This window comes from Streptomyces sp. NPDC026394 (assembly GCF_055567735.1).
On record NZ_JBVHPX010000002.1, the window covers coordinates 680,331 to 694,585 of the forward strand.

Sequence of the window (14,255 nt, forward strand, 5' to 3'; positions counted from 1 at the left end):
GGCATCCGCTCAGAACCGCCACCCGGCAGAAGGCCCGTCGTCCACGGGGCATCAGGGCGCACAACAACGGCGCAGGTATCCACCCGTGCACCCTCTTGCCGTATGCCCGAGGGCTGCGCGGTTCACATGCCCCGGGCCCAAGAGCTGGCGCCTAGGTGTCAGGGGGTGGGGGTCTTGTCGGTGTCCGGGGGCGGCAGGGTGACGGTGCCGTCGACGATGTCACCGGCGAGGTCGACCAGGCGCAGGTGGTGGTGGCGGGCGTGGGCGCGCATGTGGTGGAAGGCGGTGTCGGGGTCGCTTTCGTGGCGGGCGGTCAGAAAGCCTTTGGCCTGTTCGATGACGGTGCGGGTGTCCAGGGCTTTTTCGAGCTGGGCGCGGACGGTGCGATGTTCGTCGAGGGTGGTCTGCTGGAGCAGGGAGATGGCGGTGGCGTCCGCCAGGGCCCGGGCCAGGTGCCGGTCGGCTTCCAGGAGCGGGCCGGGGGTGCGGCGGAAGAGGTTCAGCACGCCGATGGTGTCGCGGCGCAGCCGGATGGGGGTGGCGTGCACGGAGGTGTAGCCGGCGCCGTGGGCGCGGGCGCTGAAGCGTGGCCAGCGCGGTGAAGGTGCCGCGTTGAGGGTGTGGTCGACGGGGACGGCCTTGCCGAAAGCGGTGCAGCAGGGGCCTTCGCTGGCGTCGAGTTCGAAGAGCTCGACCAGGCGCACGCGTTCGGAGGAGGCGGCGACCAGGCGCAGCGGACCGCCGGGCACGGCGAGCATGACACCGGCGTCGCCGATGTCGAGCAGGTCCATGCAGTGTTCGGCGACGCGGTAGAAAAACTCGGCCGGATCGAAGTCGTCGACCAGGGTGTCGGCCAGGTCGATCAGCGCGGCGGTGATCCGCGCCTCACGCGGCAGCCGGGGCGGCCCGTTCGATGAGGGCGGATCCGGCGGGGAGAAGGACGAATCAGGCATGGCGGCCTCCGGTCGGGACGGTGCCAGCAACCGGGGCCGGAAGCACGCTACGGGGGCTGGGTGGAATACCATCCGCCGAGGCGCTGACCTACCGGCAAACTACTCCCTTCCAGGAGCCCAAACCAGCCACCCGCCGCCTTTCACGCCATGCCTCGGGCAGGCAACACCCCATCAGACACGGCCACCCGGTCCGGCCACACCAGTCACACCTCTGGCGACACCACTCCGCCTCCTTTCACGCTCAGCTCCACGCGCGTCATTCGCCGCTCGGCCACGACCCAGAGGAACGCATAAACCCCCTGCACACTGCCGGGACGCGTGCGCAAGGATCAGCCGGACGAACCGCTGCCCGTCGAATCCGCACGGTAGGTCTTCACAACCTCGGCGCGCGCTGTGAGGACATACCGTTCGTCCCGCTGGTCGCCCGCGCCCGGCACCGCAACCTCCTACTGCACAGGACAGCGTGAACGCAGCTTTAAGCCCCGTCAGCCACCCGGCCGGCGGGGCACAGTCACGTCCACACGTGTCACAGCGAGTACCGCTGCACGTCCGACACACGACACTTGATCGCGCCGGACGCCTTCACGAACCCCTGCGCCGTCGTCCGCGCCTTCTGCCCCGAGGCGAGGTTGTTCTCCGCCGCCGCACCCGTACCGATCCGCGTACCGGACGCGTCCACGAACTCAACCTGCACCATGTAGTTGAAGGTCCGCTCCGTGTGGTTCGTGATCAGCAGCTTCGCCGACGGCCACCCCGTCGCCCCGTCCACCGAGCAGCCGGTGACCTTCACGTCATCCTCGGCCTCACTGCCCGCCTTGGCGGCCGGGCTCGGCGACTCGGCCACCTCCGGTGCGGCCTTCTCCGGCGTCTGCGAGTGCGGCGCCGGCGTCGCCTCGTGCTGCGGCAGCATGCAGCCGGTGAGAGCGACCGCCCCCACGATCAGACCGACTGCGACGATACGTATGCGCATGATCCCCCCACGGGACGCTACTTGAGGACGCAACCGTACGAGCCGGGCGCTGCGCATGGGAGGGATGTGGCGATCCTGTGACTATTCCGCAGTCGACCACACGTCCGGCCCGCCACCGCGCCACTCGATCAGCCCGGGGTCATCCGCCGGGACCGCGCCCTCGTCGAGGCCCGCACGCCGCAGAAACTCGACCACGTCCCGCCAGCCGTACGCGAGCCCCAGAATCGTCCCGTCGACCGACACCCGCCGGCCGCCGGTCGGGGACGGTGGATGCACGATCACGGGGCGCCGCTCCATGTGACCACGGTGCGCCCCGGGCAGCGACGACGCACGTCAACGGCCGTCGGACGGGCTACCCGCCCGCCTGCTCGCCACCCGCCGCCTGCTTCGGGGCCCGCCACTTCCCCGCCGCGATCTGCCCGACCGCTTCGCCGGTAATCTCCATGCGCTTCCCCAGCTCCCGGTAGGTCACGCCACTCGCCTTGGCCGTGATGACCGCCTGCTGCCGCATGTCCGCCACCATCCGGTGCAGCTCCGGCCATTCACGCAGCAACTCGGCGCACGCCGCCGCCCGGTCCGTCGCATCCGGGATCGCCTCCAGTGCCCGCAGTGCCCGCCGTACCCGCTCGACCTCACCCGCCACGCTGATCACCTCCGGCCGGAGCGTAAGGCGCCCACGAGCCCGGCCAAGGGGTACCCATTGGCAAGAACCAAGGGGTACCCTTTTGCTCGTCGCGACGGGCCGACGACGCCCGTCAGCGCCCCTAAAACAAGATCGGCCCCCGGCGGTGTGGCTGCACTACCGGGGGCCTGACCACAGGAGAGGTGAGTCTCCATGGCTGAGCAGCAGCCTACCCGCGACGACGACGCCGAGGCCCGCGTCCGCGACCTCCAGGCGCAGGCCGCCGCCGACTACGCCCGCCACCACGACCCGGCCACGGCCGCCGCTGCCCGCGACCAGTCCGCCACCGGCCGCGCCCACGGCAACGAGAGCGGCGGCACCCGGTGAAGCTCCTGCCCCGTAACCTCTGGCGTCGCCTGACACACAGCCTCCGCACCCGCCGCACCACGCCGCTCCCCCCATCGAGCGCCCGCATCCCCTGGTGGGCGTCGCTGTTCACCGACGCCGGGCGCCCCATCGTCGCCGTCCTCGTCATGGTCATGTGCGCCCCCGGCGAGCACCACCTCGGCGTACTCGCCGGATGGGACAGCCGCCTCGCGTGGGGCATGGCCTCGGTCCTCGCCGCGTACGCCGGTATCGCCGCGGTGGTCGCTTCGCGCCGGCCGAAGGGCGCACCGGGCAAGACCTCGGCCGTGGTCGGGGCGTGGTTGGCGCTCGGCGCCGCCATGGCCGCACAGCCGATCAGCCACCTGTTCGTGACCGGGCATTGGTCCGCCAAGCCGTACGCCCCCGCATGGCTGGTGGTCGTGGTGTCGTGCGTGCCGCCGCTTGTCCTCGGTCACCTGCTGCATCTCGCCGCGACGCCCGTCCTGGCCCCGTCGACCAGCGTCGACGCCGAGCAGGACGCCCCCGTCGTCGAGCGCGCCGACGAGGAGACCGATGCCTCGGCCCCGGCCGCACCTCCGGCCGAAGAGGCGCCCGCGCCACAGCTCCCGCCCGCCGAGCCGGTCCGGCCGCCGGTCGTCTACCGCGACCCCAGGTGCGCCGCCATCCGGCCCCTGTACGACGGAGGCACCCGCCCCGGCACCGCCGCCATGCGCGATGCACTGGAGAACGCCGGGCACGGACGCGTCGGCGACTCCACGATCCGCGGCGTGCTCCGCGCCGAGGTCGAGGAGCACGAGCCGGACCTCGCCACCTACCCGCCGGCGCTCCCCGCGTCGCACACCGCATAGGAGGCCGAGCCCATGCTCGCGTTCGCGTTCATCCTCGTCGCGATGCTCGCCGTCCTCGGCATCGTCGCCAGCGCCGGCCGCGCCCCAGCTGGCCTGCTGCCCGCCTACCGCGCGGCTGCCCTGATCATCACCGCCGCGGCGTACGCCGTCGCCCTCCTCCGGTGAGGACCGCCATGCCCGACCCCATCCATCCGGCACGGATCATCCCGGCCGGCCAGCCCTGGCCCCCGCTCCAGCGGCCGTCCGTCGCTCCGGGGCCGCCGTCCGTACCACCTGCTCCCCCGGCCTCGCCCCCCGTACCGCCCGGTGGTGGCGGGGTACCGCCCTGGCTGCCGCCGCAGGCACCGGCCCCCTGGAACCAGCCACCGCAGCGGATTGACCTGCACCTCACCGTTCACCCCCCGGTGCCGGTGGAGCCGGACCTGACCTGGTGGCAGCGCCTCGCGCGGGCCGTCCCCTACCGCGTGTCACCGCTCGTCGCGGTGACCGCCATCGCAGCCGCGAGCATCCCGCTGCCCGGCGTCGGGTACGGCGTCGGCCGGATCTGGGGATCGCTGCTGGACCACCTCGGCACGGGAGTCCACCCTGCGGCGTCCCACGCCGCGGCGGCCGTCGCGCTCGCGGTGGTGGCCGCGCGCATCCACCGGCCCTGTCACCTCCGCACCAACCTCGTCGGCGGCCTCGTCCGGCGCCTCACCTGGCTCGACGCTTTCGGCGTGGCCGTCACCGTCATCGGTGGTACCTGGGGCGTGCTCTGGCCCGACCTCGTCGCCGCCACGACGGGGGTCCGCGCATGAACGCCGCGATGACCGTCGCCGGAGCCGTCGTCTCCGTCGCGATCCTGATCGTCAACGTCCGCTCCTGGTGGAAGGGCAACCGCGAGCTGAAGGCCGCGGTCCCGTTCGGCGGCGGGCTGATTACCGGCGCAGCCTGGACCATGTGCGTCGGCGGCTTGCTCGGGTGGTTCGCCACGCAGGCCGTCGAGGCGAGCAACAAGGTCGGCGACAAGGCGGTGTCCGCCGTGACCGGGGCGAAGGGCGGCGGCGGCCTGGCCCAAGGGTCCGTCGGAGCGCTCACCTATCCAGGCGCGTGCGCAGTCCTCGTCGCTGCGGTGATCGGCTTCATCGTTTGGAAGGCCGCGGGCAAGACCGACAAGAAGCGCATGATCGGCGGCGTGTTCGCCGGGGCGACGCTCTGCGCCACGGCTGGGTTTGCCCAGGCCATGCAGTGGGTGCCGGACCTGTACAACGCGCTGGGCGATGCTGGCGTGGCTGTCCTCAATGGGACGGTGTCCCTGTGAGCGCCGACGCCACGCAGGAGGCCGGCGCTCCAGCGGACCGCGCCGACGAGCTGAAGACTAAGGCCGCGCAGGCGGAGGAAAAAGCCAAGGCCGCCAGCGCCTGGGCCGTCCGCCTGACGAACACGCTGGGGGAGGGGACCGGCCTCCTCGGAAAGCACCTCGCCGCCCGGCTCAAGGGCTGGTGCCTGGAGGCTCACCGCTCAGACCTCAAGGGCCTGTCGGCCGACCTCGGAATCTACGTGCGCGGCGCGCTGCTCCTCGGCGCCGGAGCCGGTCTGTGCTGGCTGGTCTACCGGCACAACGCCCTGATGTGGCCGCTGGCCGTCGGGTGGTCGCTCGCGGCCCTCCGCGCCAAGGTCAGCGCCGACAAGGTGAAGGCCGCCGCGGGGGCACCGGCCGACGGCGGTTCGGAGGGTGCTGCCTCGCGCCCTCCGGGCCCCTCCCCGGAGGCGTTCGTGCACCTCCTCCACGACCTCGTCCAGGAGCACTCGGAAGGGGCCCGACCGACCCCCGGTCTGCACTGGCCTCAGGTGGTCGCCGGCCTATCCTCCCGCTACCCCGGCGGGGGGTCGTCCGGGGGGTGGTCCGCGGCCGACTGCCGGGCCCTGTGTGAGGCCGCCGCGGTGCCCGTCTCCAAGGGCACCCGCGCCCGCGGACTGGGGGCCCGCCCGGGGGTGTCTACCGGGGTCCGTACTCAGGACCTCCCGGACCGCCCGCCGCACCCCTCCCCTGGCCCCTCTTCGGAAGGGGCCCCGGGCTCCGGTGTTGCTGTTGTTTCCGCAGGTCAGATCGAGCAACAGGGCCAGCAACAACAACAGCAACAGGGCATGAGCAACACGGTCGTGTTCGTCCAGGACGAGACCAACCCTGCGCGCTGGCACGTCGCCTGACGCGCGCCTCAACCCCGGGGCGGCCGACTGCTGCCAGGCGCCCGGCCGCCCCGGTCCCATCCCGATCACGAGACGGAGCGCCATCATGGCACTGCCCTCCATGCCCATACGCGACGAGGACCGCGAGGACGACGAGCACGCCACCACCTACCAGGCGTCGCGCGGCGGCTGGTACCCGGAGCCCGACAAGCCCGTCCCCGGCACTCCGAAACAGACCGGCTGATCACCTGACACACTGGCTCAAGGCCCCGCCGCGCATCCCCCGTCGCGGCGGGGCCGTCCCGAAGGAGGCCACCATGCCCATTCCCGTAATCGTCATCGTGGCCCTCACCATCGTGTGGGCGGCGGCTGCGCTGATCACAGCATTCCGCGTCGGCCGCAACGGGCCGCGCTGGCTCTGCTGGCCCGCGTACGGCTGGGGTGCCTACGCCCTCCTCAACCCGGCGTCGTGGCGGCGCCGGTCGCCGACTCCGAGAAGCCGGTAGCCGTTCGCACCTACGTGGCCCCACCGCGCTCCGGCGTGGTGGGGCCGCCCAACATTCGGGAGGACACATGCCACACTCCATGGACCTGACTGCCACTCTCTGGATCGGCGCCTACACGTCCCACTGCGGCAACTGCCGGAAGGGCACCAGGATGAGCGCTACCCACCACACCGAAGCCCTTCCCGGTGAGGTGGACGTGACCGGGCAGCCCGTCATCATCAGCGACCGCCTCACCTCAACTGGCAAGAACGCCCCTGGCTGCGGCGCCCGCTTCATCGAAACGGCCAGTCACCTCTACACTCCGCAACGCCTCCGGGAACTCCGTCCGGACCTTCCCGCTCGCGAGCGGCCATAGCGGACACGGCCCCGCCGCGCTCTGACGCGGTGGGGCCGCTTCGTGCCCGTGCGAATGACACCACCCAAGATCCCGCCCCGCTGAATCTCCGTACCCTCCCCACCAGGGAGGCGAGCGGACATGGCAACAAAGATCAACACCGACATAGCGACGGCACGCGAACAGCAGGTCATCGACATGCGCGTCCGCCGCCGCATGCAGTTCCGCGAGATCGCCACCGAGCTGGGCATCAACGTGAAGTCCGCACACGAGGCGTGGAAGCGCGGAATGCGCCGCTGGGCCGAAGCCGCCGCCGAACAACGCGACGCCGAGATCGGCCGCCAACTCGCCACCCTCGAAGCCCTGCTCGACGGCCTCATGCCCAAGGCCATCACCGGGGACGCCCGCGCCGCCGAGGTCATCATCAAGGCCCTCGACCGTCACGCCCGGCTCCTCGGCCTCGACGCCCCGGTCAAGGTCGACGCCAAGCTGACCGACGCACTCACAGCGGAAGTCGAGGCGCTGGCCGACGAGATCGCTGAGCGGGCCCGGTGAGCAGCCTCACCGCCGAGCAGCGGGCGCGGCTGGAGCGCATGAGCCCGGCCGCGCTCCGCGCCCTGCGCGACCGCCTCGCCGCCCGGCTCTGGCAGGACCGGTGGGACGCGTGGACGCCGTACAAGTGGCAGGTCCCCCCGGCCGAGATCGAGACGCACGGCATGTGGCTCCAGCTCGGCGGGCGCGGCACCGGCAAGACGGACGGCTGCGCCCGCTACGCCGTCGCGCACGTCAACGGCCCGCCGTGCGACGAGCGCGTCCCCGGCGGCCACCGCCTCAGCATCATCGCCCCGACGCAGGGCGACGCCGTCGAGTCCGCCGTCAACGGCCCCTCCGGCATCCGCGCCCACGACCCGCGCGTCGTCGTCCGTACGACCGTCGGCGGCACCCACGTGAGGTGGCCATCCGGCGCCGAGGCCAAGCTGTTCGGCGCCCACTCGCCCGACGACATTGAGCGCCTGCGCTCCGGCGGTAACAGGTGCTTGGTGTGGCTGGAGGAGGCCGCCGCGATGCGGCGCCTCGGCGACGCCCTCGTCCACTCCGCGATGGGTCTGCGTCTCGGTCCCCAGCCGCACTACATCGCGTCGACCACGCCGAAGCCGCGCCGCGAGATCCGCGACCTGATCGCCCGAGACGACGTGCACGTCACCCGCGGCCGGACACGCGACGCGATTCACCTGCCCGCGCTCATGCGGTCGAAGTTGATCGCGCAGTACGCCGGCACCCGGCTGGAACGCCAGGAGCTGGACGGCGAACTGATCGCCGACGTGGAAGGTGCCCTGTGGTCGTGGGGCCTGATCGACGCGACCCGTGTCGGCGCGGTGCCGGACACCGCCCGCCTCGTCGTCGCCGTCGACCCGGCCGCCACCTCGCACGATGAGTCGGACGAGATGGGCGTCATCGTGGCCGGTCTGTCCCGTCAGTACATTCCGGACCTGAACGGAACGGTGAGGCAGCACGGGTACGTGGTCGATGACCTCTCCCGTCGGATGCCGCCGATCGAGGCCGCGCGGCGGGCCGTCGAGGCGTACCACGCCCATCGCGCCGACGCGGTGATCGCTGAGGTCAACAACGGTGGGGAGTGGATCGGTGAGGTGATCCGGCAGGTCGACCCGACGGTCAACTACCGCACCGTGCACGCCTCGCGCGGGAAGGCGACCCGCGCCGAGCCGGTCGCCGCCCTCTTCGAGCAGCGCGCCGCCCACATCGTCGGCAGCTTCCCTGAGCTGGAGGAACAACTCACCACGTGGGTGCCGGGCGACGACTCCCCGGACCGGCTCGACGCCCTCGTCTGGGCCCTCACCGATCTCATGCTCGCCCCCGCGGGCAACCTCGCCGCGGTCGCATAGGAGGACGACGACGTGGGACGACTCAGAGACGCGCTCGACGTGGCGCGCGGCCGGCGCTCCACAGGCGGCCTCGACCAGCTGCGGGACCGCCGCCCCATCACGGTCGCGAGCATCGGCGGGCAGCAGTCCCTCACGCTGGACCTGGACGCCGAGGCTCGCGGGTACGCGCACAGCGCGGTGGCGTACCGATGCGTGGCGGCCATCGCCGACAACGGCAGCAGCGTGCCGCTGGTGGTGCGGCGGCCGGACGGCGAAGCCATCACCGGGCACCCGGTGGCGCACCTCTTCAACAAGAAGCCGAACCCGCAGATGAGCGCCCGCGTCTTCAAGTCGCTCATCCTCCAACAGGCGGAGTTGGCCGGGCAGAGCTTCGTGTGGCTCGACCGCGGCGAGACCGGGCTCGGCCCGATCACTGAGGCGCACCCGGTGTACGACGACGTGCAGGTCGTGGTGAACAAGCCGATCGCCGCGCGGCCGACGACGGCGGACATCATCGGCTTCGTCATCAACCGGGCCGATGGCGTGCGTGTGCCCGTGCTGCCCGACGAGATGTTGTGGCTGCGGTATCCGCACCCTTTCGACCCGCTCGGCTGCCTCGCGCCGTGGAAGGCCGCACGGCACGCGGTGGACATGGACGCGTACGCCCGCGAGTGGCAGCGCCGGTCCTACGCCAACGGCGCTGCGCCGAGCGGTGTGCTGTACGTCGGCGACCAGACCGAGCAGCAGTTCGCGCAGACCCGCGCATCGTGGCGCGCATCGATGCAGGGGCCTGAGAATGCAGGCAAGACGCTGCTGGTGGCGAGCCCGCCCGGCTCGCAGGGCAAGGGCATCGAGTACGTCCGCGTGGGCCTGACCACGGAGGAGATGGACTACCTCGAATCCCGCATGGCCAACTCTGCCGAGGTCATGCTCGCTTTCGGGGTGCCTCACGACTACCTCGCCAGCGGCACGACGTACGAGAACCGCGCCGCCGCCCGGGGCACGCTGTGGTCCGACACGATCAAAACGAAGCTGGAGATCATCGGCTCCGAGATCGACCGCATCTTGCTGCCCTCGGACAGTGAAGAGGCGGAGTTCGACCTCGCGGGAGTCGAGGCTCTGCAAGAGGCGCAGGACTCCAAGGCGAACCGGGCCCGCGCGAGCATGTACGCGGACATCACGACCGTGGACGAGGCGCGGGCCGTCCTGGGCTACGACCCGCTGCCCGGCGGGATCGGCGGCCACACCCTGACGCCGTACCGGGCCCAGTTCGCGCCCGTGCAGGGGCAGGCCGGCACCGACGATGCCCGGTCGTGGGATGCCGACTTCTCCCGCCTGCCGGGCCCGGACGTGGACACCATCGTCGCGCGGGCCGTCGAGACGACGCTCTCCCGTTTGCTGGGATCGACGCAGGTCGACGGCCCGTCGGCGCCCGCCCGGCGTGAGCTGACGCGTGCGGACGACGGCCCGTCGTCTCCGTCGCTGGCGGAGATCGCCGAGGCGTACGAGGCGCTGGAGGCGGCCGGCCGGGCAGCGGTGCGGGCGCTCGCCAAGGAGCAAGGTGCCCGCGTGCTCCGGGACTTCGACCGGCTGATGAAGAAGCCGCAGCGCTCCACCGACTGGCTCGCCGAGGTGCGCGCGGAGGCGTGCGCGCTGGCCCGCGAGGACACCATCCGTCTCGCGCCGCCGGACCCGGAGACGACGACCGCGGACCGGATGACGGACCTCGATGTCGCGTCGGGCCCGGAGGGCTGGGAGCAGCGCATACGGGTGCGGGAGTTGTTCGACGGCGGGTACTGGCGGCGCCGGACGCGGGAGATCATGAGGCCGTTCGTCGAGCGGGCGTGGCGTCGCGGCGGCGCGTCGATCTCCGCGAACTTCGATCTCGACGAACCGGCGGTCGCCGCGGCGCTGGACGATCGGGTCGACGAGTTGGCGGGGCGAGTGACGGCGACGACGGAACAGGTGCTCCGGTCGCAGTTGCTCGCGCACGGCGTTGCCGAGGGTGAGTCGATACCGGAACTGCGGGCGCGGTTGCAGAAGGTGTTCGCCGACCTATCCGACTACCGGGCGACGATGATTGCCCGCACCGAGTCGGTCGGCGGGTACAACGCGGCCAGCCACCTGGCCGCTCTCGACGCGGGCACCGTGCGCAAGACATGGCTGGCCACCAACGACCAGCGGACACGGGAGACGCACCGCGAGGAGAACGGCCGCAGCGTCGCGCTGAACAAGCGCTTCACCTTGACCAAGAGCAGGTGGCCTGCGGACCCGACTGCGCCCGCGTCGCAGGCGATCCAGTGCCGCTGCACTCTCACCTACTCCTTCGAGGAGGACTGATCCATGCCACGACGCAAGACGCCCAAGCTGACGCTGGAAGACATCGGCTACATGGGACCGCCGCCCGTCCCCGCCCCTCGCCTGTTCACGCTGGAACGGGACCGCGACCTCAGCGGCATATCAGGGACCGGCACCGTCGCCGATGGTGTCGTGTGGCCGGACGGCACCGTGTCGATCCGGTGGCGCGGCGACCGCCCGTCGACCGTGGCCTGGAATTCCCTCGACGACGCCGAATACGTCCATGGGCACGGCGGCGCTACCCGCTTCGTGTGGGACGACCGCACCGAGGAGGACTGACGTGGCGACGCTGCTGCGCGGTGAGGTCCGCGCGATCCTCCAGCCCGCCGGCCATGCCCAGTACCAGGGCGCCTACTGCCCGCCCGGCGTGCCCTACAAGGAAGTGCGCCGCGGCCCGTTCGATGGCAAGGACGACATCGGTGTCCGGCCCGACGCCGACGGCAGCCTGCCCGCACACATGACGTTCGGAGGCGGAACCGTCGTCTACGAGTACGACGGCCGGGACAAGCAGGGCCGAGCCGTCTACCGGTACGCGCCGCGCCTCTCCCCGTCCCACCGGACCGTGATGGACGGCGTCGCCGAGGTGTACGCCGAGCACACTCTGAAGGGGAAGCGATGACCGAGATCGAATTCCGCGCGGCCGTCGACATCGACCTCCGCGCCGCCGACGGCGAGGACGGCTCATTCGAGGGCCTGGCCTGCCGGTACGGCGTGGTCGATAGCTACGGCACCACTTTCCACCAGCGGGTGTTCCGCAAGGGCCTCAAGGGGCAGTACGCCATGCTGTTCATGCACAGCCCGATGCAGCCCGTCGGCACCTTCACCGCCGAGGAGCGCGACGACGGCCTGTATATCTCCGGCCGGTACGACGACACGGCCGCCGGCCGCGACGCCCGCACCATGGCCCGGTCCGGCAGCGCGCCGGAGCTGTCCGTGGGCTTCGTGCGTACGGACCTGCCCGACTGGGACAAGCTCGCCGAGATGGACGACGACAAGCGCCGCGACGTGATGGAGAACATCAGGAGCGCGCGGCTCGTCGAGGTCTCGCAGATCACGGCGCGGATGGCCGCGGTGCCCGGCTCGAAGCTGAAGACGGTCCGTTCGGCGCTCGGTGCCCTGTACGAGGACATCGACGCTCCGGCCTCCACCCTCGACAAGCAGGTCGGCGCCGACCGCGATCGGGTGGTCGAGGAGCAGCGGCGGTCCCGGCAGCGGCGGGCGGCGGCACTGCGTCTCGCCGTGATCGGAGGTGCGTGATGGCGCGGCGGTTCACGAGCAAGGCGCAGTGGCGCATGGCGTTCGCAAGGAAGCTGCCGTTCGCCCGGCGGTGGGCGCACCGCAACCAGCGTGGTGCGCCCTACCGGTCGCTGCCGCGGCACCACCGCGGGGCGCGACGACGCAGGTAGACGCCCGTCGCCGCCGCGAATGACACCACCCCCCACCGCGACGCGCGACATGTGATCTACCCTCGCCGCATTGATCCGGGCCGCCTGTACCGGACGTGAAAGCCACAGGCTTGCCGGGCGCGATCCACCGGCCGTGAAAGACGGACGCAGACCCCAGACATCTGGGCGGCTGCGACCCGCCCACGGACCGGAAGGCACCGCGATGAGCACACGCGCGAAGCCCATCGGTCGCCGCCGCGACGGACGACCGATCTACCCCATCAAGGGCGCAGCCCCGACCCTCACCGAGCAGCGCGACGAGATCGTCCGGCTCCTTCAGGACGACTCGTACAAGGGTGACCTCGACGAGCTGATGCAGCGCGCCGACACGATCGCCGCGCAGATCGAGCAGGCCAACCAGCGGGACGCCCGGCTGCGGGCCCTGCGCGCCGCCGCCCTCCCCGCCGGCGACGCCGACCCGCATCCGCAGCACCGCCGCACCGAGCCCGGCCAGCAGCCGGACGACCAGGGGCGCGAGCATCCGGTCACCGCCGCCGAAGCGTTCGTCCGATCCGCTGCTCTGGCGCACTTCCGCAGCAACGGCATGGTCGGCAAGTTCAGCGTCGAACACCGGGACGCGCCGACTGGCACAGTCACCACCACCAACGGTGTGCCGGTCGTCCCGCAGCGCGTCCCCGGCCAGATCCCGGTCAACCCCGACTTCCCGCTCCTGATCGCCAACTTGATCGACCGGCAGACCAGCAGCGGCAACACCTTGGAGTACGTGCGCGACACGTCCGGCCCGGTTGCCGGCACCGGCACGTGGAACAAGGCCACCGTCGTGCCCGAGGGGACGATGAAGCCGCAGAGCGGGCCGTTCTCCTGGGACCTGATCACCACGTCCCTCAAGACGTGCGCGCACTGGGTGCCGATCACCCGGCAGGCCGCCGACGACGACGGTCAGATGATGGGATACATCAACGGTCGGTTGCAGTACGGCCTTGAGTACAACATGGATCGCCAGATCCTCACCGGCAACGGAACCAGTGAGATGCAGGGCATCCTGACCACGCCCGGCATCGGCACCTACCGCCCCGGTGTCGGATCGACGGACGCCAAGCTGATCACGGTCCGCAAGGCTCGCACACAGGGCGAGTTGGCGCTCTACCCGCCGGACGCCGTGGTGATGAACCCGCTGGACTGGCAGGACATCGAGCTGGACACGGACGCCAACGGCCAGTTCCGCGTGATCACCAGCGTCACCGAACCGGGCGCCGCGATGCGCCTGTGGGGCCTGACCGTCGTCACCTCTGTCGCGATGGCGCAGGGCACTGCCCTGCTCGGTGGCTTCCGCACCGGCGCCACGCTGTGGGAGCGGCAGGGGATCACGATTCTGATGACTGACTCGCACGCGGATCTGTTCCTCGCGAACACGCTGGTCATCCTCGCCGAGCGCCGCGCCAACGTGGCCGTCCACACCCCGAGGGCCTTCGTCAAGGTCACGTTCGCTGCTGCTACCGCCTGACCCGGCCCCCGCCACCACGACCCCGTGAGGAGGCCAGCGATGGCCGCACGCAAGAACCCCGACGAGCAGCCGCAGGCCGCCGTCCGCACGCAGGAGTACGCCGCCGGCATCGGCTGGGAAGTCGGCCAGACCGCACCGGACGACGCGTACCGCGCGCTCGACGACCACTCGGCGCCGACCGGCCCCGTCGTCCACACCCACCCCGGCGGGCATGCCCGGCTGATCGTCGCCAAGGGCGCCGTCGTCACCGAGGGCGCCCGGCGCGAGCTGGACGCCGCCGACACCGAGCAGGCCGAGGGCTGACGTGTACTGCTC

The 14,255-nt window shown here is 71.6% G+C and carries 21 protein-coding genes; 17 read left to right on the top strand and 4 right to left on the bottom strand.

The genetic code is table 11. The features are described 5' to 3' along the window. Positions 1-158 precede the first annotated feature (158 nt). From ACZ4QV_RS07090 to ACZ4QV_RS07105, 4 genes are all read right to left on the bottom strand, one after another. Entirely contained in the window at positions 159-953 is a 795-nt protein-coding gene (locus ACZ4QV_RS07090; protein WP_361591952.1) for a GAF and ANTAR domain-containing protein, read from the bottom strand. 526 nt (positions 954-1,479) lie between these two features. Next, a complete protein-coding gene (locus ACZ4QV_RS07095; protein ID WP_361591950.1) occupies positions 1,480-1,923 on the bottom strand; it encodes an FxLYD domain-containing protein in 444 nt (147 codons plus the stop codon). 81 nt (positions 1,924-2,004) lie between these two features. Beyond that, complete coding sequence (locus ACZ4QV_RS07100; protein WP_361591948.1) at positions 2,005-2,220, bottom strand: hypothetical protein; 216 nt, start codon at positions 2,218-2,220, stop codon at positions 2,005-2,007. Between the two features lie 55 nt (positions 2,221-2,275). After that, positions 2,276-2,575 carry a hypothetical protein gene (locus ACZ4QV_RS07105; protein WP_361591946.1) on the bottom strand — a complete coding sequence of 100 codons (300 nt, stop codon included), beginning with the start codon at positions 2,573-2,575 and terminating at the stop codon, positions 2,276-2,278. A 183-nt stretch (positions 2,576-2,758) separates the two neighbouring features. Here ACZ4QV_RS07105 and ACZ4QV_RS07110 point away from each other — a divergent pair, with 183 nt between their 5' ends. The 17 genes from ACZ4QV_RS07110 (at position 2,759) to ACZ4QV_RS07190 (ending at position 14,243) form a co-directional block, all read left to right on the top strand. Then, complete coding sequence (locus ACZ4QV_RS07110; RefSeq protein WP_361591945.1) at positions 2,759-2,932, top strand: hypothetical protein; 174 nt, start codon at positions 2,759-2,761, stop codon at positions 2,930-2,932. Further along, on the top strand, positions 2,929-3,780 hold the full coding sequence (locus ACZ4QV_RS07115) for a hypothetical protein (RefSeq protein WP_361591943.1): 852 nt from the start codon (positions 2,929-2,931) through the stop codon (positions 3,778-3,780). Before ACZ4QV_RS07110 ends, ACZ4QV_RS07115 begins: the two co-directional genes overlap by 4 nt. 12 nt (positions 3,781-3,792) lie before the next feature. Further along, positions 3,793-3,945 (top strand): hypothetical protein, encoded by a 153-nt coding sequence (locus tag ACZ4QV_RS07120; RefSeq protein ID WP_185842229.1) that lies wholly within the window; start codon positions 3,793-3,795, stop codon positions 3,943-3,945. A gap of 8 nt (positions 3,946-3,953) precedes the next feature. Beyond that, positions 3,954-4,577 carry a hypothetical protein gene (locus tag ACZ4QV_RS07125; RefSeq protein ID WP_361591941.1) on the top strand — a complete coding sequence of 208 codons (624 nt, stop codon included), beginning with the start codon at positions 3,954-3,956 and terminating at the stop codon, positions 4,575-4,577. Next, on the top strand, positions 4,574-5,080 hold the full coding sequence (locus tag ACZ4QV_RS07130) for a hypothetical protein (protein WP_361591939.1): 507 nt from the start codon (positions 4,574-4,576) through the stop codon (positions 5,078-5,080). The genes ACZ4QV_RS07125 and ACZ4QV_RS07130 overlap by 4 nt, the downstream gene beginning before the upstream one ends. Beyond that, positions 5,077-5,970, top strand: a complete 894-nt coding sequence (locus ACZ4QV_RS07135) for a hypothetical protein (RefSeq protein ID WP_361591937.1) — start codon at positions 5,077-5,079, stop codon at positions 5,968-5,970. Before ACZ4QV_RS07130 ends, ACZ4QV_RS07135 begins: the two co-directional genes overlap by 4 nt. An 85-nt stretch (positions 5,971-6,055) precedes the next feature. Beyond that, positions 6,056-6,193 carry a hypothetical protein gene (locus ACZ4QV_RS07140; RefSeq protein WP_361591935.1) on the top strand — a complete coding sequence of 46 codons (138 nt, stop codon included), beginning with the start codon at positions 6,056-6,058 and terminating at the stop codon, positions 6,191-6,193. A gap of 73 nt (positions 6,194-6,266) precedes the next feature. Next, entirely contained in the window at positions 6,267-6,455 is a 189-nt protein-coding gene (locus tag ACZ4QV_RS07145) for a hypothetical protein (protein WP_361591933.1), read from the top strand. 67 nt (positions 6,456-6,522) lie between these two features. After that, complete coding sequence (locus ACZ4QV_RS07150) at positions 6,523-6,810, top strand: hypothetical protein (protein ID WP_361591931.1); 288 nt, start codon at positions 6,523-6,525, stop codon at positions 6,808-6,810. A 120-nt stretch (positions 6,811-6,930) separates the two neighbouring features. Further along, a complete protein-coding gene (locus tag ACZ4QV_RS07155; protein WP_361591929.1) occupies positions 6,931-7,344 on the top strand; it encodes a hypothetical protein in 414 nt (137 codons plus the stop codon). Beyond that, positions 7,341-8,693, top strand: a complete 1,353-nt coding sequence (locus tag ACZ4QV_RS07160; protein ID WP_361591927.1) for a phage terminase large subunit family protein — start codon at positions 7,341-7,343, stop codon at positions 8,691-8,693. The genes ACZ4QV_RS07155 and ACZ4QV_RS07160 overlap by 4 nt, the downstream gene beginning before the upstream one ends. Before the next feature lie 12 nt (positions 8,694-8,705). Continuing rightward, a complete protein-coding gene (locus tag ACZ4QV_RS07165; protein ID WP_467762654.1) occupies positions 8,706-11,012 on the top strand; it encodes a phage portal protein in 2,307 nt (768 codons plus the stop codon). A gap of 3 nt (positions 11,013-11,015) precedes the next feature. After that, positions 11,016-11,309 (top strand): hypothetical protein, encoded by a 294-nt coding sequence (locus ACZ4QV_RS07170; RefSeq protein WP_361591923.1) that lies wholly within the window; start codon positions 11,016-11,018, stop codon positions 11,307-11,309. Position 11,310: 1 nt separating this feature from the next. Further along, positions 11,311-11,649: a hypothetical protein gene (locus tag ACZ4QV_RS07175; protein ID WP_361591921.1), complete on the top strand. Its 339-nt coding sequence runs from the start codon at positions 11,311-11,313 to the stop codon at positions 11,647-11,649. Continuing rightward, on the top strand, positions 11,646-12,287 hold the full coding sequence (locus ACZ4QV_RS07180) for an HK97 family phage prohead protease (protein WP_361591919.1): 642 nt from the start codon (positions 11,646-11,648) through the stop codon (positions 12,285-12,287). Before ACZ4QV_RS07175 ends, ACZ4QV_RS07180 begins: the two co-directional genes overlap by 4 nt. A gap of 351 nt (positions 12,288-12,638) precedes the next feature. After that, positions 12,639-13,940: a phage major capsid protein gene (locus tag ACZ4QV_RS07185; protein ID WP_361591917.1), complete on the top strand. Its 1,302-nt coding sequence runs from the start codon at positions 12,639-12,641 to the stop codon at positions 13,938-13,940. A gap of 39 nt (positions 13,941-13,979) precedes the next feature. Next, on the top strand, positions 13,980-14,243 hold the full coding sequence (locus ACZ4QV_RS07190; RefSeq protein ID WP_361591915.1) for a hypothetical protein: 264 nt from the start codon (positions 13,980-13,982) through the stop codon (positions 14,241-14,243). Positions 14,244-14,255: the final 12 nt, after the last annotated feature.